Source organism: Breznakiella homolactica (genome assembly GCF_016616095.2).
GTDB lineage: Bacteria > Spirochaetota > Spirochaetia > Treponematales > Breznakiellaceae > Breznakiella > Breznakiella homolactica.
In genome coordinates this window covers 323745-350285 of sequence record NZ_CP067089.2, presented here as the reverse complement: position 1 = coordinate 350285, position 26541 = coordinate 323745, and the positions used below count along the sequence as shown (strand labels likewise).

Annotated in this window: 32 protein-coding genes; 8 read left to right on the top strand and 24 right to left on the bottom strand. The window is 47.7% G+C overall.

The window, feature by feature from the left end; all coding sequences use genetic code 11:
• Window positions 1–4: 4 nt before the first annotated feature.
• A complete protein-coding gene (locus JFL75_RS01805; RefSeq protein WP_215624991.1) occupies window positions 5–430 on the bottom strand; it encodes a VOC family protein in 426 nt (141 codons plus the stop codon).
• 169 nt (window positions 431–599) lie between these two features.
• Here JFL75_RS01805 and JFL75_RS01800 point away from each other — a divergent pair, with 169 nt between their 5' ends.
• Window positions 600–1373 carry a MerR family transcriptional regulator gene (locus JFL75_RS01800; RefSeq protein WP_215624990.1) on the top strand — a complete coding sequence of 258 codons (774 nt, stop codon included), beginning with the start codon at window positions 600–602 and terminating at the stop codon, window positions 1371–1373.
• An 11-nt stretch (window positions 1374–1384) separates the two neighbouring features.
• Window positions 1385–1696: a 2TM domain-containing protein gene (locus JFL75_RS01795; protein WP_215624989.1), complete on the top strand. Its 312-nt coding sequence runs from the start codon at window positions 1385–1387 to the stop codon at window positions 1694–1696.
• 308 nt (window positions 1697–2004) lie between these two features.
• Here JFL75_RS01795 and JFL75_RS01790 read toward each other — a convergent pair whose 3' ends face one another.
• Window positions 2005–2460 (bottom strand): Rrf2 family transcriptional regulator, encoded by a 456-nt coding sequence (locus JFL75_RS01790; protein ID WP_215624988.1) that lies wholly within the window; start codon window positions 2458–2460, stop codon window positions 2005–2007.
• A 145-nt stretch (window positions 2461–2605) separates the two neighbouring features.
• Between JFL75_RS01790 and JFL75_RS01785 the strand changes: the two genes are divergently transcribed.
• Complete coding sequence (locus JFL75_RS01785; protein WP_215624987.1) at window positions 2606–2995, top strand: cupin domain-containing protein; 390 nt, start codon at window positions 2606–2608, stop codon at window positions 2993–2995.
• A 208-nt stretch (window positions 2996–3203) separates the two neighbouring features.
• On the opposite strand, the gene JFL75_RS01780 is transcribed toward JFL75_RS01785, so the two are convergent.
• Window positions 3204–4385, bottom strand: a complete 1182-nt coding sequence (locus JFL75_RS01780; RefSeq protein WP_215624986.1) for a PP2C family protein-serine/threonine phosphatase — start codon at window positions 4383–4385, stop codon at window positions 3204–3206.
• A 110-nt stretch (window positions 4386–4495) separates the two neighbouring features.
• Between JFL75_RS01780 and JFL75_RS01775 the strand changes: the two genes are divergently transcribed.
• The 4 genes from JFL75_RS01775 to JFL75_RS01760 all read left to right on the top strand — a co-directional run bounded on the left by JFL75_RS01775 (window position 4496) and on the right by JFL75_RS01760 (window position 7056).
• Window positions 4496–4810: an STAS domain-containing protein gene (locus JFL75_RS01775; protein WP_215624985.1), complete on the top strand. Its 315-nt coding sequence runs from the start codon at window positions 4496–4498 to the stop codon at window positions 4808–4810.
• Window positions 4807–5340 carry an ATP-binding protein gene (locus JFL75_RS01770; RefSeq protein WP_215624984.1) on the top strand — a complete coding sequence of 178 codons (534 nt, stop codon included), beginning with the start codon at window positions 4807–4809 and terminating at the stop codon, window positions 5338–5340. The genes JFL75_RS01775 and JFL75_RS01770 overlap by 4 nt, the downstream gene beginning before the upstream one ends.
• Before the next feature lie 17 nt (window positions 5341–5357).
• Window positions 5358–6548 (top strand): DUF8084 family protein, encoded by a 1191-nt coding sequence (locus JFL75_RS01765; RefSeq protein WP_215624983.1) that lies wholly within the window; start codon window positions 5358–5360, stop codon window positions 6546–6548.
• Between the two features lie 322 nt (window positions 6549–6870).
• Window positions 6871–7056: an EAL domain-containing protein gene (locus tag JFL75_RS01760; RefSeq protein ID WP_215624982.1), complete on the top strand. Its 186-nt coding sequence runs from the start codon at window positions 6871–6873 to the stop codon at window positions 7054–7056.
• Between the two features lie 206 nt (window positions 7057–7262).
• Here JFL75_RS01760 and JFL75_RS01755 read toward each other — a convergent pair whose 3' ends face one another.
• The 14 genes from JFL75_RS01755 to JFL75_RS01690 form a co-directional block, all read right to left on the bottom strand.
• On the bottom strand, window positions 7263–8141 hold the full coding sequence (locus JFL75_RS01755) for an SIR2 family NAD-dependent protein deacylase (RefSeq protein ID WP_223292743.1): 879 nt from the start codon (window positions 8139–8141) through the stop codon (window positions 7263–7265).
• Between the two features lie 2 nt (window positions 8142–8143).
• The gene (locus tag JFL75_RS01750; protein ID WP_215624981.1) at window positions 8144–8947 is read right to left on the bottom strand and encodes a protein-ADP-ribose hydrolase; all 804 of its coding nucleotides are present in this window, start codon (window positions 8945–8947) and stop codon (window positions 8144–8146) included.
• Window positions 8948–8977: 30 nt separating this feature from the next.
• Window positions 8978–9616, bottom strand: a complete 639-nt coding sequence (locus tag JFL75_RS01745) for a nitroreductase family protein (protein ID WP_215624980.1) — start codon at window positions 9614–9616, stop codon at window positions 8978–8980.
• 19 nt (window positions 9617–9635) lie between these two features.
• Entirely contained in the window at window positions 9636–10604 is a 969-nt protein-coding gene (locus JFL75_RS01740) for a zinc-binding dehydrogenase (protein WP_215624979.1), read from the bottom strand.
• Entirely contained in the window at window positions 10601–11380 is a 780-nt protein-coding gene (locus JFL75_RS01735) for an ATP-binding cassette domain-containing protein (protein WP_215624978.1), read from the bottom strand. Before JFL75_RS01735 ends, JFL75_RS01740 begins: the two co-directional genes overlap by 4 nt.
• The gene (locus JFL75_RS01730) at window positions 11377–12282 is read right to left on the bottom strand and encodes a glycine betaine ABC transporter substrate-binding protein (protein ID WP_215624977.1); all 906 of its coding nucleotides are present in this window, start codon (window positions 12280–12282) and stop codon (window positions 11377–11379) included. The genes JFL75_RS01735 and JFL75_RS01730 overlap by 4 nt, the downstream gene beginning before the upstream one ends.
• Window positions 12279–12920, bottom strand: a complete 642-nt coding sequence (locus tag JFL75_RS01725) for an ABC transporter permease (RefSeq protein WP_215624976.1) — start codon at window positions 12918–12920, stop codon at window positions 12279–12281. The genes JFL75_RS01730 and JFL75_RS01725 overlap by 4 nt, the downstream gene beginning before the upstream one ends.
• Window positions 12913–13614, bottom strand: a complete 702-nt coding sequence (locus JFL75_RS01720) for a 4Fe-4S binding protein (RefSeq protein WP_215624975.1) — start codon at window positions 13612–13614, stop codon at window positions 12913–12915. Before JFL75_RS01720 ends, JFL75_RS01725 begins: the two co-directional genes overlap by 8 nt.
• A complete protein-coding gene (locus tag JFL75_RS01715; protein WP_215624974.1) occupies window positions 13554–14132 on the bottom strand; it encodes a flavin reductase family protein in 579 nt (192 codons plus the stop codon). Before JFL75_RS01715 ends, JFL75_RS01720 begins: the two co-directional genes overlap by 61 nt.
• Entirely contained in the window at window positions 14129–14575 is a 447-nt protein-coding gene (locus JFL75_RS01710; RefSeq protein WP_215624973.1) for a MarR family transcriptional regulator, read from the bottom strand. The genes JFL75_RS01715 and JFL75_RS01710 overlap by 4 nt, the downstream gene beginning before the upstream one ends.
• A gap of 122 nt (window positions 14576–14697) precedes the next feature.
• Complete coding sequence (locus JFL75_RS01705; RefSeq protein ID WP_215624972.1) at window positions 14698–15294, bottom strand: hypothetical protein; 597 nt, start codon at window positions 15292–15294, stop codon at window positions 14698–14700.
• Window positions 15291–15845: a hypothetical protein gene (locus tag JFL75_RS01700; protein WP_215624971.1), complete on the bottom strand. Its 555-nt coding sequence runs from the start codon at window positions 15843–15845 to the stop codon at window positions 15291–15293. Before JFL75_RS01700 ends, JFL75_RS01705 begins: the two co-directional genes overlap by 4 nt.
• Before the next feature lie 7 nt (window positions 15846–15852).
• Window positions 15853–16374 (bottom strand): hypothetical protein, encoded by a 522-nt coding sequence (locus tag JFL75_RS01695; RefSeq protein WP_215624970.1) that lies wholly within the window; start codon window positions 16372–16374, stop codon window positions 15853–15855.
• A 711-nt stretch (window positions 16375–17085) separates the two neighbouring features.
• Complete coding sequence (locus JFL75_RS01690; RefSeq protein ID WP_215624969.1) at window positions 17086–17595, bottom strand: flavodoxin family protein; 510 nt, start codon at window positions 17593–17595, stop codon at window positions 17086–17088.
• A 165-nt stretch (window positions 17596–17760) separates the two neighbouring features.
• Here JFL75_RS01690 and JFL75_RS01685 point away from each other — a divergent pair, with 165 nt between their 5' ends.
• On the top strand, window positions 17761–18123 hold the full coding sequence (locus JFL75_RS01685; RefSeq protein WP_215624968.1) for a winged helix-turn-helix transcriptional regulator: 363 nt from the start codon (window positions 17761–17763) through the stop codon (window positions 18121–18123).
• A 410-nt stretch (window positions 18124–18533) separates the two neighbouring features.
• Here JFL75_RS01685 and vapC read toward each other — a convergent pair whose 3' ends face one another.
• The 7 genes from vapC to JFL75_RS01650 form a co-directional block, all read right to left on the bottom strand.
• Entirely contained in the window at window positions 18534–18929 is a 396-nt protein-coding gene (gene vapC / locus JFL75_RS01680) for a type II toxin-antitoxin system tRNA(fMet)-specific endonuclease VapC (protein ID WP_215624967.1), read from the bottom strand.
• Window positions 18929–19159, bottom strand: a complete 231-nt coding sequence (gene vapB / locus JFL75_RS01675) for a type II toxin-antitoxin system antitoxin VapB (RefSeq protein ID WP_215624966.1) — start codon at window positions 19157–19159, stop codon at window positions 18929–18931. The genes vapC and vapB overlap by 1 nt, the downstream gene beginning before the upstream one ends.
• A 107-nt stretch (window positions 19160–19266) precedes the next feature.
• The gene (locus tag JFL75_RS01670) at window positions 19267–20319 is read right to left on the bottom strand and encodes a hypothetical protein (RefSeq protein WP_215624965.1); all 1053 of its coding nucleotides are present in this window, start codon (window positions 20317–20319) and stop codon (window positions 19267–19269) included.
• Between the two features lie 265 nt (window positions 20320–20584).
• Window positions 20585–21904, bottom strand: a complete 1320-nt coding sequence (locus JFL75_RS01665) for a hypothetical protein (RefSeq protein WP_215624964.1) — start codon at window positions 21902–21904, stop codon at window positions 20585–20587.
• Window positions 21905–22420: 516 nt separating this feature from the next.
• Entirely contained in the window at window positions 22421–22972 is a 552-nt protein-coding gene (locus tag JFL75_RS01660; RefSeq protein ID WP_215624963.1) for a hypothetical protein, read from the bottom strand.
• Window positions 22973–23476: 504 nt separating this feature from the next.
• Window positions 23477–25573 carry an AAA family ATPase gene (locus JFL75_RS01655; protein ID WP_215624962.1) on the bottom strand — a complete coding sequence of 699 codons (2097 nt, stop codon included), beginning with the start codon at window positions 25571–25573 and terminating at the stop codon, window positions 23477–23479.
• Between the two features lie 218 nt (window positions 25574–25791).
• Window positions 25792–26496 (bottom strand): JAB domain-containing protein, encoded by a 705-nt coding sequence (locus JFL75_RS01650; protein ID WP_215624961.1) that lies wholly within the window; start codon window positions 26494–26496, stop codon window positions 25792–25794.
• Window positions 26497–26541 lie beyond the last annotated feature (45 nt).

Below are 26541 nucleotides of genomic sequence, written 5' to 3'. Positions count from 1 at the left end.
GGAATTACGTCGCCTTCGGGGTCATTTGCAGAAGCTGCCAGTTAATGCCGAACTTATCGGTGACCGATCCATAGCACTCGCTGAAGAAGGTCTTTCTCAGGTCTGTTTCAACGGTTCCGCCTTCGGCAAGCCCCTGGAAAATCCGCGCCACCTCTTCCTTGCTGTCCATGCTCAGGGTCGGGGAAATATTGGTTCCTTTGGTAAAGGGCATTCCTTCGGATACATCCATAAACATGGCCAGCATATTGTCAAACCGGATACTGGCATACATAATCTTGTTCCGGTCTGTTTCCTGAAGCGGATAATCCGGATTAGCCGGCGCCTGGTCATAGGTCATCAGGTTCTGGGCTTCTTTTTTAAAGACATTTGCGTAGAACTCCAGCGCCTCCCGGCAGTTTCCGTCAAAATTGATAAAAAGTTCAAACAGCATAAAAAACTCCTTTCATATTTTTACATCATACCCATTATAGGTAAGGATTGATTTTAAATCCAGCAAGTATATCCCGGCGCCAATTAGATAAACCAATAGAAATATTTTAAAAAAGTCTTGCTCGTGAGCTTACCTCATGAATTATATTATACCCTAGGAGGTCAATGTCATGGAAAAACACAGGGCCATACCGCAGGGATATATGACCGTGGGCGAAGCCGCCAAAAAAGTGAATACCACCGTGTTCACCCTGCAGTACTACGATAACGAAAATATCCTCAAACCGTCGGGTAAAAGCGAAGGCGGGCGCAGGCTGTATACCCACAGGGATATTGTCAAGCTCCACCAAATCCAATCCATGAAGTACTTGGGGTTTTCCCTGGCGGATATCAAAGACCGCCTCCCCTCCCTCAATACAACCGGGGAAGTGGCAGGCGCTCTTTCGGAACAGGCCAGGGGCATCCGGGAAAAAATCAGCGCCCTATCGGATGTGCTGGAGGCCACCGAAAAATTGCAGGCGGAAGTATTGGAGATGGAAACCGTGGACTGGGAGAAGTACGCGGATATACTCGATCTCCTGCGGGCCAAGCATGATCTGTACTGGGCAATAAAACATTTCGACGGCAGACTGCTCGACCACGCCCATAGCTTTGACAGAGAGGACCAGGAAAAGATTATGAACGCCCAGAAGCGGGTATTCAAAAAAGCCGCCGAACTGCGGAAAAAGGGAATACCCCCCGAAAGCGAACAGGGCCAGGCCCTGGCCAAAGAGTACTGGGACATCGCCGCGGCGTTTACCAAAGGCGATGAGAGTCTTCTGCCGGAGCTTGCCAGGCTCGCCGAAAAATGGGACAGCGGCGGGTGGAAAAGCGAGCATGAATTCATCGAGTCGGCTTTTGATACATTCATAGCCGGCCTTGGATACGATCCATTTAAATCGTAAGGAGAAATATTATGGAAAAGACATCGGAATTACATACTATGACAGAACAGGAACTTATGAAGCTTGCCAGAAAGCGGGTTGAGGCAAGAAGCGGGTTCACCGTGCATTTGATTGCCGGCATTGGGGCATCAATACTGTCGGTGATCATTTACCTGCTCACCTCGTTGGGCGGGTACTTTTGGCCGATGTGGGTTATGATTGCCCTGGGCTTGAGTCTTGTGGCCCACGGCGCGGCGGTGTTTCCCTCGTCACGGTTTAACCGGAAGGATAAAGTAAAAGCGGAATACGACCGGTTAAGGCAGAAGTATTCGTTTACCGGGTGACAGTTGGTTTTTGCGGAGGGTGAAGCCATAAAAACTCACCCTCCGGCTATCCCGCCAGGCTGCCGCCTCAAGTACAGCGGCAGCCTGGAGAGGGGGCCGCGGATACCGCCGCTGACAGAATGATTGGCAAAAATAGAAAAGCATGGTTTGTTTTCCATCATCTCCAAAAGCTTTTCGCAGATAAGCGCTTCCGTAGTGGATTCCCGCAGCATTTTATTCTTTCCCCTGTTTCATAGCATAATCCTTTTCCCTTATTATCGCGGCCGCTAACCGGCGAATGAAGGACGCAATTTAGGTGTTACAACGCGCTAAGACAAAACGGGCCCATCAAGCTCCGGTTCGATTTCTTCAAGGCGCTGAATAAACCGCTCCAGTGTTATGGCGGTCATCTTGCCGTGAATGGCCTGGCCTATTTCCGTATAGGCCTCGGTAAGCAGCCGCTTTATGTTTCTCCCGTAGGGACACCGGTCGGAAGAATTCTGGTGTATGCCGATAAACTCCTCCACCGAAACTTCATCCACCGCGGCGTAAATGTCCAGCAGGGTAATGTCCTTCGGGTCTTTCAGCAGGCTCGCGCCCCCGGTGCCCCGGGCCACCTCTATGATGCCCGCGTTTTTCAGGGACCCCATGAGCTTGCGGATTTCCACCGGATTGCACCCGGCGCTGGTGGCCATAAAATCACTGGTCACCTTATGCCGGCCCTGCAGCCGGGCTATTATCAGGAGCATATGCACCGCGGTGGAACATTTTATACTGATACGCATACGGCCCTCCTCTTCATCAATTTTTCCAAGTGTAACAAATATTGGATACAATTTCAAGATGTAGGTATTGACACTACAACATACTCGGGATATAGTATATTCAATGTAGGAGCATAACCTACAACATTCCACGGAGGATATGATCATGGCAGAAAACACAAAGAACTACAGCACAAAAAACATCGGAACATTTGAAAAGCTTTCGGAAAAAGGCAGGATAGAACTGGGCAATGAGCTTGGGCTTACGGGCTGCGAAATCTCCCTGAACAGCCTGCCCGCCGGGCGGAGCAGCCCGTTCTGGCACACCCACACGCTCAACGAAGAAACCTATATTGTAATCAGCGGTAACGGCACCTTCAAAGTGGACGATGATGTATTCCCCATCGAAGAAGGCAGCGTGGTCCGTGTCGCCCCCGCCGGCGTACGGGGCATTAACTCAGGCAGCGCGGGCTTGGTGTATATCTGCATCCAGGCCCAGGAAAACAGCTTAACGCAGAAAACACAGAATGACGGAAACATGGTCCCTGTAAAATAGGGTACACCATGAAGGGTTATAAAAAAGGAGTGGTCTTTGAATTCACGTATAAAATCCCCGGATTTACAGCGCGATTCGAAGGCCGCGCCGCCTACAAAAAATGGTTTGAAGGCTACTCGGCGGACCTCCATTCGGCGGACAATCTGCGGGTATACAAGGATAAGGAAAAAGGCAGGAATCCACGGCCGGACCTGCCCATGCCCCGGGTTCAGAACCGGAACAGCAGGAACGTCATGTCGTCATGCTGGGGACTTCCGTTCCGGAAGGCATCCAGTTCTTCAGGCAGATCCCTTGAAAGAACCCCGCCGGACTTGAGGCAGGATAGAATTATGCCGGCCAGGCGCTGGTCCCCGAACTCCTCTCCCAGGGGATTATCCTGTTCCGGTATACCGTCGGTGTAAAGCAGCAGGGCGTCCCCGGGCCGGAGCTGCAGAACACAGAGCCGGGGATCAATTTCCGGTCCGATACCGACAGGAAGGTTAACCCTGGATTTCTCCAGGGAATGCTCTCTCCCGTTCCGGATAAACACCGAATGGGCATGGCCCATGTCCGCCAGGTAGAGTTTTTGTTTTTTTCGGTCATGGATAAAGAAAAAACCCGTCAGGTACCGTTCCAGATGGAAGGAAGAAATCATCGCGGTATTCAGATCCAAAAGCAGGTTCCGTAATCCGCGGCGCATATCATAGGCCCGGAGGAAACCCCAGACCATGGACACCACCAGGGCCGCCGTAATTCCCTTACCGGACACATCACAGAGGGTTCCGAAAAAAAGTTCCGGCCCGATATTTCTCAGACAGTAGAAATCACCCCCCACCCCCTTGGCCGGGCGTGACCACGCGTCAACCCGTATATCCTGGTCCCCCGGGTCATCGGCATTCTCCAGAAGACGTTCCTGGAGTACCCGGGCGGTTTCTATATCCCGGTTGGTTATCTCCGCCATATACCGGGAATACTTCCGGACCGGCAGCAACCCGGTAAATTCCCCGTCCGGCCCGGTGAGGATAATATAGGTATCCTGATAAACCGTCCCCATCTGCTCCCGTGAACCCGCAGCCAGCGTCTCGGCGAAAATATTGGTATCCCCGGAAATCACCAGGCCCGGTTCGCCCGCCGTGTCCACCGGGGTATTCTTCAGCAGTTCCCTGCCGAAGGGCTTTCCCAGACGCAGGAAGAGTTCTTCCCGCCGGAGGATTCCCAAAGGCCGCCGCTGTTCATCCACAATACATAGCACCGCCAGATCCTGCCGGCCCGACAGGGCATCGGCGACTTCCACCATTCGACGGGAAGAGGCGATCCAGGAGAAATGAACCGCCAGTTTCTGGATGGAATTGGGATAGGCTTTTTTTTCCGGGCATTCTTGGATAATACTCGCTTCCGCTTTTGTTTTCATGAGGTATTTATACAGAAGGATTGTTAAAATATCATGAGCCCGGTTTTTTTTAACGTAACTTTAATACAACCCTAATACAGTTCTCATACAGATGCCCTATAGTACGGACCATGGATATACAATTTTTCCAAAAAAAAGAACCCCATGTATTGGAAGTGAAGGTTTCCGGCGACTGTGATTTGTACCACGCCTCCGATTTTTACGACCAGGTGCTGGGGAAGATCAACGCAGGCTCCCGTTCCCTGTGTATCGACTTTTCCGGCGTCCGGTATTTGGACAGCTCCGGTATAGGCGCCATGATCAGGATTATCCAGCATTCCCGGAAAGAAAATACCTCGGTCACCTTCCGGGGTATCTCCGGTATGCCGCGGAAGGTTCTTAAAATGTCCAACATCCTCAGCATTATCACAGAAGAACCAGCATGAAAGGATTGATCGTGCGGAAACTCATTGTGGACGAACACAATGAATTGTTTGACGCCCAGGGCATGAAGTACCGGGAGTTCCCCAGTAATTTTTCCAGAATCAGGGATTACAGCGAATCCATCCTGACCCATTGTCCCCGGGAATTCCTGGAGGGCGGGCTTCTGGATCAACAGCTTTCGGAAATTATCAAGAACGGTATAAAACACGGAAACAAATGTGACCCGTCAAAAAAAATCCGGATCTGGTATGATCTGCGAAAACGGGTACGTTTAATTGTAGAAGATGAAGGGCCCGGTTTTGTTGAACTGGAGGAGTGGAACCGTTTCTACAGCCGCCGCCAGGAAGCCTTGGCGGCGGGGGATTTTGAAGGTTTCCTCGAGTTGGCGAAATACCGGGGAGCCCACAGCGATGAACACGACGGCGGGAACAGCCTTATCGCGGCTTTGGAATACTGGAACGGCGGGATGGTTTTTAACGGAAAGAAAAACAAAATCGGTGTGGTCCGGTGGTTTACCAATGGTTCACAGTAAGTGCAAAGGAGGAAACTATGACTGGGATTATGGAAAAAAGCGGCACCGGGAGTATCGGACTGGAGAAGGATGAGCGGAAGGAAAAATTACCCTTTCCCCTGCGGATTGTGCTCAATGAAACCGGGGAATCATTTTACAGGCGTCACGGCAAAGCGCTCCACCGGTTCGAAACCGCCGACGGAGAGAAGCGTTACGGATTCCGTCTGGGCTCGGTGGAATTCTCCTGTCTCAAAACCATGTTCCGCCGGGGATTTATCGAAAAGATGGAAATCCATATTCCCGATATTGCCGCAAACAACCGGCTGCTGGAGGATTCGGTGAAGCTGGTATTCTTTTCCCTGTTCCGGTGCCGGATTATGTGTTCGGTTATTGAGAGTATCTACCGGTCAACGATGGTCCGGGCCTGGAACCGGAAACATCCTAAACAAACCATCGGCGCTGATACCGCCGTTCCGGAAAAATCTCTCCGGCTAATCATTGACCGGCTTGGCGGAACAGTGGATATCCTGAAAGATGAACTGTTTAAACAGAGCAGCGCCATGGCTGCTCCGGAAGCATTAAAGGAGGAGGACGACCGGAAACGATTCTTCAATTTTATCGGTGAGCTGATCCGGGACATGGATCCCCTGGTATTTTTTGTACTCATCGGCAGCGATCCCGCCGAGCGGTCTGCCCTGATGTCCGGCATTGCCCGGGAGATAGCACACTGCGCCAGAATCATCGATATCCTGGACCTTGCCTCGGTACTCACGGTGGAACTGGTAGCCGCGGCGGAACGCTCGGCCCTGCAGCGGTCCATGGGAAAGTCCCAGGAGGGCCAGCTTTCGGACGCCGCTAACCGGCGGCGGATCATGGAGGCCGCCAAATTCCGGGGGACCACCATGGTGGTCTCTGTACCCCGGTATACCCCCGGAGAAACCGGACGGGTAAAATTCCGTATTTCCGTGTATAATGATGCCGCAGACGCCGAGGCCGAGCGCCGGCTCCTGGAAGACTCCACCCAGGAGATCCGGCCATTCAAAACCGGCAGCCGGCTGGATACTTTTTTCCAATCCGACTGCCGGCAATTCGGCGACAACAGCCTGCGGTTTTACTATCTCACCCTGCTCAAAGCCCGGTGCGAACAGCATAAAATTCTCCTGGACGCGACAATAAAACAATCCCCCTCCGGGGATTCGGCGGTAACCAGTCTCTGTTTCGGTTTCTGACGCGTTAAGCCTTTCTAACTGCCGCCCCGCCAGGGCCGAAATCGTATCAATGTTTTCAAGCAAACACTTCAAATGGTCAAAAGAATAACGGGCCATTTTTATCAGTTAAAAATAGAATTGGCTGATTGATAAAACTTCATCAAATTTTAATACTCATTTAATGGTTATTTAATAAAGCATCTCTATAGTTCCAATTATATGAATGGAATAATTAACGATACACAGACTGATGCTGAAATCTTAAATGTAATTATAGAAGGAAGATATATTACCTCGGTATATCAGCCCATTATTTCTTTGATTGACGGAAACGTCTTTGGTTATGAAGCACTCAGCAGGTATAAAAGTAATTGCTGAAGGAATTGAGTCACAAGAAGAATTACAAACCCTCATCAAATTGGGCGCTGAATTGGGACAAGGGTATTTCCTGGGTATTCCGCAAGGTTTCTTTACCGGTATACCCCCCGAAAAAATAAATATCATAAAACAACTTCAAAAGGAAAGATGAAATATTTTCCTTTCACTTCTGTGATTCTCTCGTAAATCTGTTTTATGGCAGGAGCGGATTAATCTCATCCCTATTCACTTGTTTCCCCGGGAATTAGCCTCCTGAATAATATTGTCCGTATTTTTACGTCTCCAAAAGAGGACCGGCTGTAACCGCCAGGCGGAGATGGCGTATACCGGGCGGCCTGAAAACCCGGATGGTAGTAGTTAGCGCTGCTTCATCTCCAGCATCCCGGCGAGAATACCCCCAATGTCTCCGCTGACACACACCGAGCGGTCCGCGATTTCCGCCGGCGCGTAAGCCTCATTCAGGTTGACGCAGGCATAGACCGCTTCTTTGTTATCATGGACCCGGCGCCAGAAGTTGTACTTGATGATCCCCGGGGTGTTGCCCCCCACTCCCAGCTCCAGGTAGAGCACCCTGCCCCGCAGGTGTTTTTCCTGGAAGGCTGCGTACCGCCCGCTGGCGGCCTGCCAGCCTTCGTCCTGTACAAAGGTATCGTCCGACCGGAGGTTTGTTGCCATGGGCTTGCCGCAGACCGGGCATTGGGGAATAAGGGCGGAGGGGATTTTCATATCCCGCTGTTCGCCGGCCATCCGGCGGACCGCCTCCTCGTTGTCGTAGGTTGTATCGTGGCAGGGCACGGAACACTGGAAGAGCCCGTAATCTCCCTGGGTGTAGAAGAGCCGCGCCTTGGGGAAGCCCGCCTTCCGGAACTGGTGGTCCACGTTGGTGGTGAGCACAAAGAACTCCCGGCCCTCCAGCAGCCGGAGAAGGTCTTGGTAGGGTTTTCCTACGGGAGTCTCATAGCGGTTTACGAGAATCATCCGGCTCCAGTAGGCCCAGAACTCCTCCGGGGTTTTAAAGGGATAAAACCCGGCGGTATACATATCGGTGAATCCGTACTTGTCTATCATGTCCCCGAAGTGGTCCGTAAACCGGGAGCCGTCATAGGTAAACCCGGCAGAGGTTGAAAGCCCCGCTCCGGCGCCCACGAGGATAGCTTCCGCCGCTTTTATCTGTACAGCCAGATCCTCCGGGGTGGTCCCCAGGTCCGGGCTGGCCGTTCCCTCAATCCGCGCCATGGTTACTCCTCCCGCCCCGCTCGGCTCACCGAAAGCAGATCCCGGTACAGGGCGTAATCCTCATCGGTAAAAACATTAAAGACCACTTTCGTGATGGCGCTGTTATTTTCCAGATATTCCAAAACCGTGGACACCGCAATTTCCGCCGCCCGCTTCTGGGGAAAGCCGAAGACCCCGGTGGAGATGCAGCAGAAGGCCAGGTCCGTAATAGCGTTTTCCGCCGCCGCGTTGAGGCAGGCGGTGTAGCAGGATGCGAGGTCCCGCTCATGCCGCTCCGTGAGTCCGCCTTGCACAATGGGCCCCACGGTGTGGATCACGTGCTTTGCCGGCAGGTTGAACCCCGGGGTGACCTTGGCGTTTCCCGTGGGCTCCTCGTGGCCCTGGGCTTCCATGAGCCGGTAACAGGCCTCCCGGAGCTGGATTCCCGCGGCGGTGTGGATGGCGTTGTCGATGCAGTTATGGCCGGGGATAAAGCAGCCCAGCATTTGGCTGTTGGCGGCGTTGACGATGGCCCCGGTCTTGAGCCGGCAGATGTCCCCCCGCCAGAGGCTTATCCGGGAATCCGCCGTCACAGCAGGAAGCGCCATAACATCCACGATGCCCCGGTCCGTGTTTTCAATTTGCAGGAACTCATCCTGCACTTTAAGGAATTCCTCATCCGCCGGAGCCGGGGGCCGCACGTTCACCAGCGCCCGGAGGAGCTTCCTCTTGCCGCCGTAGTCCTTGGGTACCGTAATGTCCCCGGCGTCCTCCCGCTCGTTCAGCAGGGTTTGCACTAAGTAGTCGAGCCGCTGGTCCTGGTTCATGGAACACCTCCTCTGGGTTATCTCACAAGTTTATTGTATCCGGTTAACCGCCAGGACAGGCTCCAGGAGCCTTGCCGGTCCCAGGGGTTCCGCGGGGTAACCCAGGAGAACCCCCGCCACCGGGGTAAAGCCCGGAGGCAGCCCCAGGTCGGCCAGAAGCCGGGGGTCCGACAGGATGCCCTCCACAAAGGCGCAGATGTACACGCTGCCCAGTCCCAGGTCCGTGGCGGCGATGAGCATGGTATCGGCGATACAGGCGGCGCTGGCAATCTCCAGCCCGGGCATCTCCGGGTGCCGGTCCCGGATAGTGGAGACCACCACCAGGGTCGGGGCGTCGTAGGTGGCCCGGCTCATCAGGGGATTGTGGTTAAAGGCTTTTGCCGTGGCGTCGGTAATTCTCCGGAGCATCCCGGGATTCTGGATAACCGTCAAACGGTAATAATCCCGCTCCCCCAGGCCAATGGGAGACGCGGAGCCCGCGTTAAGCACGGCGGTAAGTTCCGCTTCGGTAATCTGTTTCGGCTGGTAGCTCCGCACCGCCCTGCGCCGGGCAATGGTATTCATTGTTTCTGACATGGAAACCTCCTTCGTGGACGGCCCCCGGGAGCCGCAGGCGGCGGCCAGCCCCAGAAGTAAAACCGCCATACCCATAAAACCTATTTTTTTCATGCAGTACTTTCCTCCGCCTTTATTCATTGACCACTACAATCTTTCCGCCGGCGGCGCCGCTCTCCATTAACTCGTGGGCCCGGCGGATATCCCCCAGGCCGAACACCACCGGCTCGGGTATGGGAATGGCCTTTTCTTCTATTAAAGTAAACAGTTCCGCCATGGCTTTCCGGCTTACCGAATCGCTGTGGAAGCTGGTGAGGTACACTCCCGACGGAATGTCGTCGATGGGCTCAAAGTTGTCCAGGACCCAGCCGCTGAGGATGCCGGTGAAACAGACGATGCCCCCGGGCCTGGTGAGTTTGAGGGAATCCCGCAGGGTGGCGGCCCCGGTCAGTTCCAGGACCTTGTCCGCCCCGCCCGGGGCGAGTCTTTTCACCACAGCCGTCAGGTTTCCATCATCCACCAGGGCCTCGTCCGCCCCGGCGGCTTTCAGCGGTCCGGTTTTTCCTTCACTCCTGGTGGTGGAAAAGACCCGGAGCCCCAGGGCCCTGGCCAGGGCCAAAGCGGCCAGGCCCGCGGCGCTGGTGCCTCCCCGGATGAGCAGGGTCTCCCCAGCCTGTACCCCCAGGGATTCGGTCAGGGAACCATAAGCGGTGTACCAGGTCTCGGGCACCGCCGCCAGCCGGGGCCAGTCCAGGGAAGTGTCAACGGGATAGACCTGGTCCGCGGGGATGAGGCAGTATTCGGCGTAGCTGCCGTCAAACTCCCGGCCCAGGCCCTTCATCAGGGACACCACCGGCGCGCCCTTTTCCAGGCCGCTGTCCGAGGGGTCCGCCACCTGACCTGCCAGCTCGATCCCGATAATCCGGGGGAGCTTTACCGACGGGGAATGGCCCTGGCGGGTGTAGATTTCCGAGCGGTTTATGCCGAAGGCTTTTACCTTTACCAGGACCCAGCCGGGCTTTACCGCGGGCACCGGAACGCGGCTTATTGCCAGGGTCTCCGGCGGACCGGGTTGTTTCAGTACCACGGCGTTCATTTTCATATGGCTTTCCCCGCGCCGCCCACCAGCTCCGCGGTAAACGCCGTGGCCGGCCGGCGCCGGAGTTCCCGGGGAGTATCGAACTGGTGGATCACCCCCTGGTCCATCACCAGCACCCGGGTGCCCAGGCTCAGGGCTTCGGAAATATCGTGGGTGATAAAAAAGATAGTCACCCCGGTGCGGCGGTGGATTCCCTTGATCTCCTCCTGGAGGCTCTTCCGGGTGATGTCGTCCACCGCGCCGAAGGGCTCATCCATGAGCACGATCTCCGGCTTTGCCGCCAGGGCCCGGGCCAGGCCTACCCGCTGGCGCTGGCCCCCGGAAAGCTCGTGGGGGTACCGGTCCAGGAGCTCCCGGTCGAGGCGCACCAGCTCGGCCAGTTCCGCCGCGGCGCGCCGCCGCTCCTCCCGGGGGACCTTGTTGAGCTCGGGAACGTAGGTAATGTTGTCCCGGACTTTCCGGTGGGGAAAGAGCCCCACCCCCTGGATGGCGTAACCCATCCGGCGGCGGAGTCTGTCCCGGTCTTGACCGGCGATATCTTTTCCCTGGATAAACACCTTCCCCGCGTCGGGTTTGAGCAGGCCGTTTATGAGTTTAAGTACCGTGGTCTTTCCGCAGCCGGAACTGCCGATGGCGGTGACAAACTCCCCGGCGTTGATGGCCAGGGAAAAATCCCGGAGCACCGGTTTTTCCCCGTAAGCCTTGTCCACCCTTTCCAGGCGAATAGCCGGTTCGGCTTTCACCCGGCCTTTCCCGCCGGAGGGCTTTGTTCCGTTCATTTGATCATGCCCTTTGACCGGAGGTACTCCCGGGCCACGGTGCGTTCGTCCCGCTGGGCGCCTTCCACCTCGTAGTTGAGCCGGGCCATGTCCGCCTCATTGATGATGTTGTCCATGAGCATCAGGGCCTCCCGCAGGCCGGGGTGTTTTTCCAGGGTGTCACGCCGCACCACGGTGCCGCAGTAGTAGGTCTGGTAGAAGTTTTTATCGTCTTGTAGCATCACCACGTCGGAGACACTGAGCTGGCCGTCGGTGGTAAAGATATTCATCGCGTCGATCTGTCTGCTGTTGATGGCCGGATACTTGAGGCCGATGTCCAGGTCCACCGCCTTGGAGAAATTAAAACCGTAGGCGGCGCAGAGGGCGTCGTAGCCGTCCTCCCGCTCGTAGAAATCGTACTCCGCCCCAAAGACCAGGTCCTTGGTATAGGGCGCCAGGTCCGAGTAGGTCTCGATGCCGTGAAGGGCGGCGATGTCCTTGCGGACCACCAGGCCGAAGGTATTGTTAAAGCCGTACATACCCACCCACTCCAGGTCGTACTGCTCCCTGTATTCCTTTGTTAATTCGGCGAAGAGTTCGCCGTCGCCGGGGATGCCTTCCTTCTTTAAGACAAAACTCCAGCCCGTTCCGGTGTACTCGGGGTACATATCGAATTCCCCCTTTACCAGGGCGGGATGGATATTGGAAGTGCCCCCGCCGATGCCCTTTATGATTTCCGCTTTCAGGCCGGTGTTTTCCTCAATCAGCATGGCCAGCATTTCCCCCAGGATGAGCTGCTCGGTCATGGGCTTGGTGGCTATGCGTACGGTCTGCTCCGTGTCCTTTCCGCATCCGGCAAGGCCAAAGACCAGGACGACCGCCAGCAGGACAATGACTGAAATTGTTTTATGATAGCTCTTCATTTTATACTCCTCTTCCATGGAATTATTTTTTCAATAAGGTGAATGCCGCTGTCCAGGACAACGGCGATTACCGCGATCAAAAGGCTGCCCGCCACGGTCATGGCCATGTTGTTGGTGGTGATGCCCCGGTAAATCGCCACCCCCAGGCCGCCGGCGCCGATAAAGGAGGCGATGCCTCCCAGGGCGATGGTCATGACCACCATGGTCCGCATCCCGGAAATAATCACCGGCAGGGCCAGGGGCAGTTTAATCTTCCAGAGCATCTGCCACCGGGAGGTGCCCATACCCTTGGCGGCCTCGGCCACATCGGGGTCTATGTTTTTCATCCCCGTGTAGGTGTTGCCGATTACCGGCAGCAGCCCGTACACCGTCAGGGCGATCACCGCGGTGGTGTTGCCGATGCCCGTCACCGGGAGCAGGAAGCCCAGGAGGGAGATGGACGGAATGGTATAGATGATATTGGAAGCCCCGGTGACCACCCGGGCGAGCCTGCCGTACTCGCTGATGAGCAGTCCCAGGAAAAGGCCTAGTAGGCTGGAAAAGAGAATCGCCAGCCCGGCGATGCCCAGGTGCTCCAGGGTGAGTCCCAGGAAAAATTCCCGCCGCTGAAACAGGATGGTAAAAACATTTTTAATCATTCACACTCCTGCTCTCTATGGCCCCGGCGGGACAGACCTCAAAGCAGAGTCCGCAGTGGAGGCAGTTCTCCTGCCGGATGGTGTACGGCGAACCGGCGTCGATACACTTCTGGGGGCAGCGGCTTTCGCACTCGCCGCAGCCGATACAGGCCTCCGTTATGGCAAAGCCCTTGGGAGTGACAGTCCCGCTTCCCAGGGCAAAGCTTTCCCGGTAGATGGGAGATTTTCCTAAATCAAAAAACTCAAGCTCCCCGTCTTCGATGAGAAAGGCATCCAGGATATACCGGCTGTCCCCGGGATACACTTCGTTCATCGAGGGGTTCTCCGTAAAAATCCTGTCTATCCAGGCTTTCTGTTCCGGCGGCTTTTTCACGGAACCATTAAGGCGCACCATCTGGTACTCCCGGTTCATCCCCGTGACCGCGGCCCTGCCGGACTCCATCACCTCCCGGTGGAACTCCTTGCCCCGGGAGGTGCAGAAGTACAGCGTTTCGTTTTCCACAATCATCACGTCGATGATACGGACCTGGGGATGGCCGTGCCGGTCCACGGTGGCAAAGGCCACATCCTTTACATCCCTCAGAATTTGCAGACATTCCTGTATTGTCATGACCATCTCCCATTGCCCTACTTTTACTTTTCCCGGACCGCCTTCATGGGTCCGCCCCAGGGACCGGCCAACGTGCCGTCCCATTTGAAGTAGGTCTGCCGCACCGAATGCACCGGCCTGATAAGATTCATCCGCTGTTCCTCGGTGAGGGCTTCGTCGCGAAGCCGCTCGTCCACCAGGGTGTTCCGTATCTTACAGAGGAAGACCTCCCCGCCGTCAAGCTCCATGGACCGGTCAACTTCCAGCTCAAAGGCCCAGGGGCTTTTAACCAGGATGGGCACATCCAGCACCCGGCCCTGTTCTATCTCCACGGACACGTCCATTTTATCCCCGGCGTACCCGCCGGTATTGCCGAAGTAATCCGCCAGGGGCAGCAGCTCCTCGGTGACGAGATTGGCGGAAAAGATCCTGGTCGCCTTTATCCGGTCCCGGGTCAGCTTGTCCCCGCCGATAGAGGCCATGGCGCCCATCTCCCCGTCAAAGTAGTAGCTGAACCAGCAGAACAGCCCGAAGTTCGGCGAGCCGTCTTCTTTGCGGGTGCCGTAGACAAACAAGGTCTGGGGGCAGAAGTGGTTTGAAATAGGGATTGAGGTTTTCATCATATCGAACGCTCCTTGTCGGTAAGGTTTTTCGCCACCCGCCCGAGGAAATTGTCCAGGGCGGTGATTTCTTCATCGGTAAATCCCGCGTAGAATATGCTGTTCATTTCCTGGGATACCGCGTTGTACTTATCGCTCAGCTTCCGGGCCGTTTTGGTAAGGGAGACGCGGATGACTCGTTTGTCCGCCGGGTCCGGCAGACGGGTAATCAGGTCCGCCTGCTCCATCCGCTCGAGCATACTGGTGAGGGATGTTTTCGCCAGCCCGGTTTTCCGGGAGAGCTCCACAATGGGCACACCGTCCTCCTGCCACAAAACAAAGAGGATGCGCCCCTGGGCCCCGTTAAAGGCTTCCACTCCGGCGCTGTCCAGGAGCTTTTCGAAGATTCTCCCGCTCACCTGTTTGATCAGGGTAATGAGTAAGCCGCCCTGGGTATCGTCTTTCAATGTCTTTCCTCCGGTTTCTGGATGATTGTACTATATGGTACTATTATTGTCAAACCTGTTTTACACGGAGGGATGGAAAATGGCGGCGGGAAGGAAAATATACTTACCGGAAGTGTCCGTCCCTATTTTTCCAGCCGCTGTATGTTTTGTTTTAGCTTATCCTCGTAATCAGCGATAACGTTTTTAAATTTGTTATTTCTATCAAGACTTTTCAGAAAGGGAACTTCTTTCAGCAGCGCTTTTGATTCTTCCAGTGTGGCGCCGTCATTGCCGATTAAAATTCCGCTGGGCCATTCATGGATACTATACGCTATTCCGCGGATTTCCAAATCCAGATAGATATCCTGAATCTCAGCGTTGCGGGGATCTATTTCCCAGCATTCCCTGATTATCTGCATATCTGTTTTATAATCAATTTTTTCCCATATCTTCTGGTTCTGATAAAGGTTCTGGCTCAATTTCACCAGCCAAATCATTAAAGTGATATTCTTTTCGTTATACCCTTTCAGCAAAACAGGAAAAACTATTTCTTCGAATATTTCGTTCCTGATCCGGCTATTCATGTTTATTTTCAAAGACGGCAGATACTCAATTGTCCAGGATTCTTTTTCATCAAAATTATCAAATGACTCAATAAACTTTCTTAGTTGTTCTTTTGCTCCCTTTCGCAGTCCGTTACTTTCGTATTCGCAATATTTCGTAAAATACTCTATATTCATAAAATATTTCCATCAAAATCAAACTTATACTTCCTTTCGTCAAAACTCTCAGCATAAATAATATTCTTCCTTATATAGCAGCAATCGCGGCCGTCAAGATTAACAAAGATATCAGAACCGGACTGCTGCCAGATGATTTCTCCTTTTTTAGTGATCCTTGAAATTGACAACTCGCCATGGATAAGAAAATCACCACTCAATTCAAAAATTCTAAAGGCGGTTGCCCAATCAACTTCTTTTACCCAGTTCAAGGAAAGTTCTGGTAATGACAATGAGAACAACGAATTGCCGCCGCACATATATATAGTTTTGTCGGCAATGCGATATGATTTATCATGTACGCCGGTCCCTCCGCCGCTGCATAACAGTATCGCGCTTTTGAGAACATCATCATCTTTTTTTATCACGAGGGCATGTTTTGAAGAAATATAGTCAGAATTTTCCGAGTAATAAACAGCGTCATAGTTCTTAACATTATCCGCTGATTTTGGGTCAAATAAATCATCAGTAAACATTTCTAATTGATAATTGTCTAACGTTATTTCCATCATTATAGTTTCACTTCGGAATCTTTAAAAGATATAAAACAGTCTCAAGACACGCCGCAAGAGGCGCATCACGTTTATGCCACTGCTCAATGACAAGGAAATACTTGTCATTATTCTGTTCTATTCTCTCGTTTTTGAAAGCAGTGCCCACGGTATGATTCTGTAAAATAAAAACCAATAAATAGTCATTCCAAAAATTATCCGGAAATGCATTTACATTAAAAGCCGACAAATCGAAATATCTTTCTGTTATTGACATCAACTCTTCGAGCGAGTTGATTTTAAATATGCTGTTTATCGCGTTCTTATCATCGTAAAAAGCTTCTTTGATTACAAACCCAGTTTCAGAACATCCGGCTTTTGTATTAAGAAGTATTTCCGCAGATTTATCCTCAGCATTGCGAAGGGTTGTATCAATCCGTATTATTTCATTATCATATTTTTCAGCATTCCCTCTGGCATAACAATGAAAAGATATTGCTATCAAGAAAAATATTCTTAGGATAATTATAAAACCATTCTTTCCCATCATTGTTCGGTTAATGCTCTCCATTGTTTCGATACAGAAAAGGAATTCTCTATTCAAAAAAACTTCACATCACCATAACTATAGCGGTACCGTTCCTCAAGCTCATACGGATGCATGTCTTTGGTGAGCTTTATTCCGAAAGCCCGGTATAATAAATTTCCTTGCGGACGAGCCTCCTGCTCTGCGGAGGCTCATTTCCATGAAAAAAGTATATCACACCCGCCGGGGATTGCAAAGGAAAGCGGAAAACCTGTGGTCAGGTTTTTACCCGGCGGCAGGCCATTCAGCCGTCCTCAAATCCCGGCCTCATTCCCGGCCGGAAAGGTTTGCATGGGGGAACGTTTTCTTTACCGCGTTGTACTGCTTTTTCCCCGTATCCGTCAGCAGAGGATAGATAATCCCCCAGAGACACCCGAGGAAATCCCCCTTCTTCCCTATGCTTTCTTCCAGCCGGCTGTGGGTCGTCCAGTAGGTGCAGGTGAGCAGAACGGCCTAATATGTCAAGCGTAATAACGGATAGATTTGATTTATCCCGGATTGAAAGCGGTATATCCTAACGTGTACTTGATTTTCTGAATGGTTTGTAACGGAGCGGCCAAGGCAAAGGAACTCTTCGGCTAACGTAAGCGGCGAGAGACAAACGCCGCCCCGCGTTTTGCGGACGGCGTTTGCCCTCAATTTTATTTACAGATAAAAAACGTATCCCAGGCGGGGTTAGACCGCTTTGCCCAGTTTCCCGGCCTCTTCCAGCAGACCCGATTTCTCAATCGCCCCGGCGTCATCCAGGCCGCGGGCCTGCAGGACTCCCCTGTCCTTCCAAACCATGTATTCGGTTATGGCGCTGTATAAGGCGCCGATTGGTTTGAAGGTCTCTTCGTTTCCGTCCCCGCCGCTGACAAAGAAATAGCTCTCCTTTTTCGTCATGGGGCTGTTTTCACTGTAATCCAGCTGGTCCACCACGGCCTTGAGCTGAGCGGGAAAGGAGTACCAGTACAGGGGGCTGGCGAGGGCCACAACATCGGCGCCGCTCAGCAGCGGGGCCAGTTCGCTGAAATCATCCGGTTCCGGCGCCGCGGTAAAGCCCCGCATGTTTTTAAAGGCCGTCTCGAATTTGGTGACGCTGTGCCCCGCCTCCGTCGCGCCGCGGATAAACGCGTCGGCCATCTTGGCGCTGTTGCCTTCCCTGTTGGGGCTTGCGGTGATAACAAGAATCTTTTTGCCCATTTTTTCCTCCAAATGGTGTAAAGTGTTTAAGCCAGTAACGTTTACGCCCGCCGTGAACCGGTTGACTTGTTATGGTATATTTAATATACCTTATCTTAATAATAAATCAAGTACGCAGTTTATTCTTACATAGTATGATATACTGTACCGCGGGGGAGGATAACAATGAAAGAGCGGGTCACCTTTGAGGAATACGTAAAGATCGCTTCGAACAGCGCCACGGAGTCCGGGAACTGTCCCGTATCCGGCCTGCTTCTCATGCTCCAGGGAAAGTGGAAAAACCAGATTATTTACGCCATGAGCCTGAACGATACCATCCGGTTCGGCAAACTAAAAAAGGAAGTGCCGGGGATCACCAACACCATGCTTACCAATACCCTGCGGGAGCTGGAGGCGGACGGCCTCATCCACCGGGAGCAGTTTAACGAAATCCCGCCCCATGTGGAGTACTCCCTCACGGAGAAGGGCCGGAACCTGTTCCCCATTTTTTATGAAATGCTGAAATGGGGATTGCGGTACGCCACGTAAGTACGGGAAGCAGGCCCCATCGGCCTGTTTCGGTTTGTTTTCAGACTATCGGAACACCATGCCGCCTCCCCTTCTTTTATTTCTGCCGCCGGACCAGCCTATCCTATTTCTCCGGGCCCTGTCATATAACGGCAATTATTAAAAACGCGGCAAAACCGTACTTCCCGGCCGCCGCGCGGCCGTTTACGGGGAAGAGGTACGTTTCGGGTACGGTACGGGTCCCTTGCGGGTGGGGAGGAATTAGGGGCCGTCTGGGATAGATTTATTAATTGCGGTTATTGGAAATCAGGGGGACGGGATGGTATTGTGGAACCATGAGGACCGGGCCGGTCTGCCGCCGTACTGCCGGGAGGGTTCTTGGGTTTGAAGAAGAGGAGGGAGAGAGAACCGGCTGATAAACAAGGGCGTAGTTACACCCAGTTTTCTATTTTTAAATCCTCTACCCGCTCAAATTCTTTACTGTTATTGGTTACCAGTATCAGATCCTCCGATTTGGCGTGGGCGGCTATCAGTATATCCAGCGGTCTGATGATACAGCCCCTCCGTTTTAAATCGGCCTTAATCTTTCCATAGGCCTCCGCCGCTTTGGCGTCAAAAGGCAGAATGGATATTATTGAAAGAAACTTAATCAGGGCAATTTTATTCTTTTCCGGGTATTTGCTGTTTTCTACACCGTATTCCAGTTCCGCCAGGGTGATTGAAGAAATGGCCATACCCTTGGAGCGCTTTTTCCTGAGGTTTTTCAGGACCGCTTCGGGCTGTTCCTTGATAATATATATGCAGATGTTCGTATCCAGGAGGTACATTACAGGGTCTCCCGTTCGCCCTCAGTCCTCTGGTCGCGGCCCTCCGACAGGAAGTCGTCGGAAAAACTGTTCAGCCCGTCGAGAAAGATTTCCCAGTCTTTGTCCTTGGGAAAAAGGATGACCGCGTCCCCTACTTTCTGAATGTAGACATCTTCTCCGTTAAACTGGTAATCCTTGGGCAGCCGTACGGCCTGGCTCCGTCCATTGGTAAATAGTTTCGCTGTTTGCATGGTTTGTATCCTCATGATATAATATATATCATGGTATATACCAAGTCAAGGGGGATTTTAGATGGTTGGCGCGGATATCCGCTGTTAGGCGCAGTTGGGTCGCGTTCTTAGTATATAATCGTTCTAATAATTTCTTCAGAATTTTCTGGATCATTTTCATGATCAATAATGATATGACTCCAGTTCAAAAAGTCATCTATTCCAAGTATTTTTGTATTAAATATTTCCATTTCATTATCACGAGGATAAAGTTCATTCTTTCCATAATATTTTATTTGCTTTATTTCATTTCCATTAATATCAAATTCAAATAGTGTATAGTAGTGTTGATTATCCCGCGTTTGAACATCCTGAGGCGATATTGGACCTGGTCTGATGTCTAATGGTCTTAATTGAACATGATATTTTAATGTTTTATTATCATATATTACTATTTCCTCCAATGTTGGAAGTTCTAAATCATTAAAATAAGGTTTCACAAGTAATCTTAATTCACCATCATAATAATAACTTTTTATTTCTATCTTATTTTCCCCAATTATTAAATATATTTTATCCAATCTCCCTTCGTTATTATAACAATATTCATATTCTTTTTTTTCAGTAATCTCTGTTTCACCGGCTATTGGTGTATAATATTTCCCTATGGGATATTGAGAAGTTATTTGATACCTCTTAAGTTTTTTAGTAAACTCATCAAATAATAATAAAACCTTATGAGTATCATACCCACGATTGTTCTCATTATTAATTTCTAACAAATATTTATATTCTATTATTATTCGGTTTTCTTCTTTTACAATAGTAAATTGTATATCCTTCATTGAAGGATTGGAAGTAACATCCAATATTTCAATTGTTTCATTTAATTTAAAATCCGATATAATCGTATTATTATAATATTCATTATAACAGATAAGGCTTCGCTTAACTTGCCTTCCATCACTATAACTCATAGTCCAATCAATGCGAAAAAGTCCATTTCCAAGAACATTATATTCTTTTCTAAGATTCTCGCTTCTAATCTCTTTTGGCATATCACCAATAATATATTTATCGAAATATTGATGTAAATCATCTTTTTTCTCCTTTTCAGGTATGCTTGATGCAAATAATTTTATGCTCGTAAATATTAATAGTAATAAAACAGTTCTTTTCATTTATTCACCTGTTATGTGTTTTCACCCAATTGCGCTTAACGTCCCGGGTGTCTAACCGCCTCCGGCGGTTACGACGTATGGCCAGCAGCTAATGAGGAACTTGCGTCGTAAACAAAGTTTACGCGCAAGGCCGCTGCTGGCCAATGTGCAAGGCAACAAAGTTGCCAAGTGAGCGCGTGGGAAAGAACGTGACCTAGCCGAACGTAGGCCAGCGCACGAAGTGCGCGTCCGCGGATACACGCTGTTAGCTGCAGTAAGCAGATTATCAAGAAAAAGCTATATTAAAGCATTCATAATTATCAAAATTTTGATCTGGCTTTAATTCAATAATCCTATCTTTAATTTGCTTATGGTCATGCTTAGCTCTTCCTCTAGAATAAACTTGATTATTCTTCTCAATGCCTTCAATAAGAAGTAATAAAATATCTAAATTCATTTCTGCAATATATGGTTCAATATATTTTGTAAAATTGCTATCTGCAGAATTAAAATTACTAGAAATACTTAGTCGTTCGATAAAAACTTTATATAAAATATTTTCTACTTTATTTCTACAGTAAATTTCTCTAATCTTCTCCATGTCAAAATCCAAAACATCATCGATTTTTGTTAAAGTTTTTATATCACTTATACTCTGCATCAATTCCTTTTCAAAATCGTCCCAACTGTCATATAAAAATCTTGCAGTTAATAAAGTATGAGCATAAGCCTCTCTTTTACCTTTGATCAATACCTGTGCATCTTCTCTCAGCAGTTTATATAATGAAGGAAACTGAAACAAAAAAAGATAAAGAGAAGATGTTATTTTTGCATTATTTACACTAATATTCTCTGAATAATATTTTTGTTCTTTTTTTATATCAAATTCAATTTCATTGATGTTTTTTGCTACAAGAATATCTAAGACTCTTCTATTTATAGATCTATTTTCATTACACTCGTCATTATCGACTTTAAAAACCAATTTCCACAAAGATTTAACAAAACTTAACAGTACTGTCTTGTCTAAATATTTTAAATATTTTGCTTCAAGATATTTACTAATTTGTTCTTGTGAAATTAAAACTTGTTTGTTGATACTAATATCGGCAAGAAAGTCATCAAATATTTTTTTTGTAAAAAATGCCGGTTTAATAAGAATACCATTTAGCGCAGAAATAATAAGACCTCTGCATAAATCTTTATTTGGAACATATAATTCATAATTAGTTTCTAACACTGGATGAGCAGAAATATGTCTATATTGCTGAATATGTTTTATTGTTTCCATTGTTCCAAAATCGATCAACAAGGTTTTATTAAATACATTTTCAACTAATTTTTTCTCCCATTCGCTTGATTTAGATTTATCAGAATATTGTTTATTATATTCAATCAATATTTCTTTTGCATTCAAGTCATTATATAAAGATTCAAGTTCTTGTAATTTATATATTATATCACATACAATTACCGACCATAACATCACAATGCATGAGCGATAATTTTTATGTTGATATGACAAATAAACTTCTTCAAAATAATCTTTTGTTTTACTAATAGCAATTTTCTCTTTTTGTTCTTCGAGTGAATAATCATATTCCATAAAATATTTTCTCCAAATGTTGCTTATTGCAGCTAACGTTCCGCGTGTATCCGACGTTGGACAGCAGCTAATAAGGACTTGCGAAGCAAGGCCGCTGCTGTCCAATGTGCCGAAGTGAGGCGTGGGAAAGAGCGACAGCGACTGACCTAGGCGAACGAAGGCCAGCGAACGTAGTGAGCGTCCGCGGATACACGCTGTTAGGCGATCGTGCCCTCGAAATCTCACATTACGCCAAGCCCGTACGGCGGAGCCAGAGCTGAAAATGTTGCTTAGTCAATTCTTATACGATAGTGAATACGACGCTACATCGCATCATTTATTACTTCTTGCAGCCTTTTCCAGTTATATTTTTCCTTTAGCTATGATTCTAATTATCTTTCTTAAAATGTATCTCAGATACTATATCTAATGCGTTTCCCGTCTTTCTCAAAAAAAGAATGTTTCAATATTTTAGCAGCTTCTGGATATCGAACTCCTCCCAAAAAACAAAGTCAGAATAAATACCCTTTAAATAGGTTAATCCATCAGATGTTGATTTATTATTATATCCTGCAACTCATTATTACGATATTCTTCTTTATCGTTTTTTGCAATTCTCAGTAAAATATAAAGTATCTTTGAATATATATGAGGACTTGTTCCAATAAGGGATTGTGCTGCTACATTGATTACTATTTTTCCTGAAAATAAATTCATATCATTCTTAATTTTTTCTATACTATTTTTAATTCCTCTTACGTATTCTGATGTCAATCCAACGAATATTTTTTCATTATTCCCTAACATATTTTCATCATAAATTTCAAATAATTTTTCTACATAACATATCATAACAATAAGTTCATTATTATTATGTGGATAATATTCAAAGCCTAATAATCCATAATAGCTTGAATCTGTTTTTCGCAACAATTCAACTCCTATTTTTGAAATATTCTTTAATGAAACACCTGTTCCTTTTATCACAACCATTGATTCATCATCTTTATATTTATTAATATTAAAATCTTCATTTATTAATATATTTACTGCACCATAGTCTATCAAATTATTTATACAATATTTCAATTTTCCCTCCTCTTCTCACAAATTAAACGAAATCTTATTAAATAATCTGAATATGCTTGTATAGCTTGCAACGAATAAACAGAATATGGCAACACCGAATATCAAAGTGGTAAGTAATTCTATTTATCTCATTTTTTCCATCTGTGACACGAGGCAAGAATAAAAAGAGGAAGAAAAAGTAAAATAATCTTCCAAGAGAAGGTTTCATTAGCAATCACACCTTGGAAATCCTGCCGCCTGGCGGCCGGAGGTCCGGGCGTGTGTCCAATCATAGAATAAAAGCTCGAGGGCATGTCGCCTAACGTCCCGGGTGTATCCGACGTTTTGGCAGCCCGAATAAGGGCTTGCGTAGCAAGACCAGGGCTGACAAAATGTGCCGGAGTGAGGCGTGGGAAGCGTAGCTGACCTAGCCGAACGCAGGCCAGCGCACGAAGTGCGCGTCCGCGGATACACGCTGTTAGACGAAGTTTCTTTTTGTTTACTTACAGGTTTTGAACTCAATTTTTATTCAACGATTTTTGAAAAAAGTTCAATCCACTTAGAAAAGAACTCAGTATTTGGATCTATTAAGTCAGGTTTGTTCAATATTCGCGACTTTACATTTTTTGACAAAACAACTTTCCAACCAGGAGTTTCAAGATGAATATTCTGACTTTGAGCAAATTTCTCTAATTGATTAATAATAGCTTCATCATTATTAATGAGATCACTTGCATAAACATCGAAAGCTCTAAATGATTTATCAAAAGTATCTGCCAATAATTTATGAGGAAATAAATCTTCGACTTCGGCATTTTGTATTGTGGTCAAGGAACCAATTTGTATGACTTTTTCATTCTCAGAATTATATATTCCTTCTATTAGATCTTTGTATTGCTTTAATCCTGGGCCATCTGAATCTACAATCACAAATGGCAATTCTTCAGAAGTACCAGTAATTATGGGCAATAATGCTTTTATTCCCTTTACACCACCAGCTGGTAAAAAAACAATCTCTTTCATTGGGTTTATTTTCTTGTGATTGATAAGTAAGTTTTTAATTATAGTAAGATAATTTTGATCCGATTGACCTTCTATAATTATAGGAATACAGCCTAAAAGTAATGTGTCAGATACAGATAATCCCAAAGCAGCGTGTACCGGAAATATTGATCGCTGCTGCTGGGTTTTATTTTGAGAAGCTCTCAGATCAGGAGAAACCTCTGTGTATCCATCATCATTTATATAGACTGACCTTACTCGATCAAGTTTGTCTGTGTCGATAAGAAATGGTGAGTGTGTTGTATAAAGCAATTGATTAGTTTTTGCTAAATTTTCAAAAAATAAGGCTAAATCTTTCTGTGCCAATGGATGAAGAGATAGGCCAGGTTCATCCAATAAAAGAATTGAATTCAAATGACTTTTTTTACTCTCAACAAGAAAAACTAGAAAAAAGCTTAAAAACCATTGTAAGCCTGTACTCCTCCCTTCTAGTTCTATGTCCTCTGGTCTATTATCGTCTGAAACCCATATTCTAAAATGATCACCATCTGCTTGGAATCTGAAACGATACTCTCCTTGTTTCCACCAGTCCCGAAATTTTTGTGTTAGTTCTGTTGATGCTGATTGTAGTAATATATCTCTTTCTTTTTTTCGTTTAGCAATCTCATCAATTTCTGATTGATTTTGAGGAGGCCTTCCATTTATTATTTCTTTTCCTAATTCATGAATCTCTTCCGGAGAAAGTCGTACAAATTCAAAAAGAACTTTCAGCGTTCTCGCTTTTGCAGCTTCTTTAGGCCCTAAATCTGTACGCTTTAAATTAGCTATCACATGAGGTAGATATATTTCTGAATCTAAATTGCCATAATTAGAATAATAAACAAATGATGGCAAATGAGAAAATATAAAATCTTTAACCTCTTTAATATCCTCTGGGTTTTGCTTATTTAATTCAAATAAAATTGAATAAATATCTTCCAATAATTTTTCAAACAAAGGTTTTATAAGAGATGTTTTTACAGCTTTTTCTAAACTAATTTTACCTAATTTATCATAATAAATTCTTAAATCAGCACGCATAATATATTTTTTATCATCAGAATTTATAATATTTATTATTTCATTTAATAGTTTATTTATTTCATCCCGCATTGATTCTTCTTGTTTAGATGCTTCAGTATTTTCGATCGATGATAAGGTATTTTTTAATAATTCCAATATTTTCAACTTGTCTGTACTTCTATCTATTTTAGATAATGGAAAAGATATTGATCTATTTAAATCATAATCCATTTCACAGATTAACTCATTAAATTTTGTATAATCCATATTAGTTAATTCAGATATTTTTTTTGATTCACTCTCATTTAAAATGAATTTTACCTTTATGAATTTAGGCTTTTCTTTTAAACTTCGAAATTCATTGTATTTACTTCTTGGGAAATCTAATATTTGGTCTATTTCCCCTTCGCTTGCCGGATTAAACTTCCAAAGAGGCACAAGTATATTAGTTTTTCCGCTTTCATTTGTTCCTATTAAGGCAGTTACTTTATCAGCCTCGATCCAATTACTATATTTTATTGAACGAAATTCTGATACTGAAAATCCATTAAGTTCCATAATCATATCTCCTTCATTTTAAGTACAATTATTAGTTTATATCTTTTTATTTATTTTGTAACTTACAAAAAAATGCAAAAAGAAATTTCGTCTAACTCCTAATAATCGCTATCCTTCGTCTATCCCGCTATATCTCCTGGCTCAACCCTTCAATTGCTGGATTGAAACCAAGGGTTTCAATCCAGCTTAGGAGTTCTCCCTTCAAGAAAACTCCACACCTACTCCCTTAGGCTCTCTATCACCTTCTTCGTCAGCCCCGTAAGCTTTCGAATAATGTTGATATCAAAACCTTCCTGCAGCATATTTTTTGCTATCTCAATCTTGTTCTTTTTTTCACCAGCCTTCTCCCCCTGTTCCAGCCCCACCTTGCGGCCTTCCTCCAGGGCGTCTTTGAGCATCTTTTCCTGTAACTCCAGCATCTCCCTGACTATGGCCTCCTTCTCCCGGCGGTACCGTTCCTCAAGCTCATACTGGGGCACATACTCCGTACTCTTGGCAAGCTCCGCCAGCAGGCCCGACTCGGCGAAACTGTAGTACGCCTTGGGGGTTATAATCAGGTGGTCGTCAACCTCGATGTCCAGAATCTTCCCCACCTGATACAGCCGGTCGGTGACATTCTTGTCAGGGTCGGATGGCTCAAGACTCTCCGACGGATGGTTATGCACCAGGATAATCCGGGCGGAGCCTTTCATCACCGCCAGCCGGAACACGTTCATGGGTTCCACCGTGGTGCGCTTGGTTCCTCCCAGGCTGATAAGCTCCACATACTGGAGCAGGAGACTCTGGCCCAGACCCACGGCCCAGAAGTGCTCCCGGTTGCGGTCTATCTTATTGTCCCTCATGAGTATTTCCCGCATGATGGGATAAATATCCGAAGGTTTGTTGAGTATCTTCTTTTGATCTTTGGTGAGCTTTATTTCCATGAAAAAAGTATATCACAAGCTCATGAGATTGCAAAGGAAAGCGGA

Bases quoted from the DNA above. Each gene is read 5' to 3' on its own strand.
- JFL75_RS01730 (WP_215624977.1), bottom strand. From the start codon at position 12,282: ATGAAGAGCTATCATAAAACAATTTCAGTCATTGTCCTGCTGGCGGTC.
- JFL75_RS01750 (WP_215624981.1), bottom strand. From the start codon at position 8,947: ATGAACCAGGACCAGCGGCTCGACTACTTAGTGCAAACCCTGCTGAAC.
- JFL75_RS01780 (WP_215624986.1), bottom strand. From the start codon at position 4,385: ATGAAAACAAAAGCGGAAGCGAGTATTATCCAAGAATGCCCGGAAAAA.
- JFL75_RS01795 (WP_215624989.1), top strand. From the start codon at position 1,385: ATGGAAAAGACATCGGAATTACATACTATGACAGAACAGGAACTTATG.
- JFL75_RS01765 (WP_215624983.1), top strand. From the start codon at position 5,358: ATGACTGGGATTATGGAAAAAAGCGGCACCGGGAGTATCGGACTGGAG.
- JFL75_RS01725 (WP_215624976.1), bottom strand. From the start codon at position 12,920: ATGATTAAAAATGTTTTTACCATCCTGTTTCAGCGGCGGGAATTTTTC.
- vapB (WP_215624966.1), bottom strand. From the start codon at position 19,159: ATGCAAACAGCGAAACTATTTACCAATGGACGGAGCCAGGCCGTACGG.
- JFL75_RS01760 (WP_215624982.1), top strand. From the start codon at position 6,871: ATGAAGCACTCAGCAGGTATAAAAGTAATTGCTGAAGGAATTGAGTCA.
- JFL75_RS01685 (WP_215624968.1), top strand. From the start codon at position 17,761: ATGAAAGAGCGGGTCACCTTTGAGGAATACGTAAAGATCGCTTCGAAC.
- JFL75_RS01665 (WP_215624964.1), bottom strand. From the start codon at position 21,904: ATGGAATATGATTATTCACTCGAAGAACAAAAAGAGAAAATTGCTATT.
- JFL75_RS01700 (WP_215624971.1), bottom strand. From the start codon at position 15,845: ATGATGGAAATAACGTTAGACAATTATCAATTAGAAATGTTTACTGAT.
- JFL75_RS01755 (WP_223292743.1), bottom strand. From the start codon at position 8,141: ATGGCGCGGATTGAGGGAACGGCCAGCCCGGACCTGGGGACCACCCCG.
- vapC (WP_215624967.1), bottom strand. From the start codon at position 18,929: ATGTACCTCCTGGATACGAACATCTGCATATATATTATCAAGGAACAG.
- JFL75_RS01715 (WP_215624974.1), bottom strand. From the start codon at position 14,132: ATGATGAAAACCTCAATCCCTATTTCAAACCACTTCTGCCCCCAGACC.
- JFL75_RS01800 (WP_215624990.1), top strand. From the start codon at position 600: ATGGAAAAACACAGGGCCATACCGCAGGGATATATGACCGTGGGCGAA.
- JFL75_RS01735 (WP_215624978.1), bottom strand. From the start codon at position 11,380: ATGAACGGAACAAAGCCCTCCGGCGGGAAAGGCCGGGTGAAAGCCGAA.
- JFL75_RS01790 (WP_215624988.1), bottom strand. From the start codon at position 2,460: ATGCGTATCAGTATAAAATGTTCCACCGCGGTGCATATGCTCCTGATA.
- JFL75_RS01650 (WP_215624961.1), bottom strand. From the start codon at position 26,496: ATGGAAATAAAGCTCACCAAAGATCAAAAGAAGATACTCAACAAACCT.
- JFL75_RS01690 (WP_215624969.1), bottom strand. From the start codon at position 17,595: ATGGGCAAAAAGATTCTTGTTATCACCGCAAGCCCCAACAGGGAAGGC.
- JFL75_RS01655 (WP_215624962.1), bottom strand. From the start codon at position 25,573: ATGGAACTTAATGGATTTTCAGTATCAGAATTTCGTTCAATAAAATAT.
- JFL75_RS01805 (WP_215624991.1), bottom strand. From the start codon at position 430: ATGCTGTTTGAACTTTTTATCAATTTTGACGGAAACTGCCGGGAGGCG.
- JFL75_RS01720 (WP_215624975.1), bottom strand. From the start codon at position 13,614: ATGGGACGGCACGTTGGCCGGTCCCTGGGGCGGACCCATGAAGGCGGT.
- JFL75_RS01775 (WP_215624985.1), top strand. From the start codon at position 4,496: ATGGATATACAATTTTTCCAAAAAAAAGAACCCCATGTATTGGAAGTG.
- JFL75_RS01770 (WP_215624984.1), top strand. From the start codon at position 4,807: ATGAAAGGATTGATCGTGCGGAAACTCATTGTGGACGAACACAATGAA.
- JFL75_RS01705 (WP_215624972.1), bottom strand. From the start codon at position 15,294: ATGAATATAGAGTATTTTACGAAATATTGCGAATACGAAAGTAACGGA.
- JFL75_RS01745 (WP_215624980.1), bottom strand. From the start codon at position 9,616: ATGAAAAAAATAGGTTTTATGGGTATGGCGGTTTTACTTCTGGGGCTG.
- JFL75_RS01695 (WP_215624970.1), bottom strand. From the start codon at position 16,374: ATGATGGGAAAGAATGGTTTTATAATTATCCTAAGAATATTTTTCTTG.
- JFL75_RS01670 (WP_215624965.1), bottom strand. From the start codon at position 20,319: ATGAAAAGAACTGTTTTATTACTATTAATATTTACGAGCATAAAATTA.
- JFL75_RS01785 (WP_215624987.1), top strand. From the start codon at position 2,606: ATGGCAGAAAACACAAAGAACTACAGCACAAAAAACATCGGAACATTT.
- JFL75_RS01740 (WP_215624979.1), bottom strand. From the start codon at position 10,604: ATGAAAATGAACGCCGTGGTACTGAAACAACCCGGTCCGCCGGAGACC.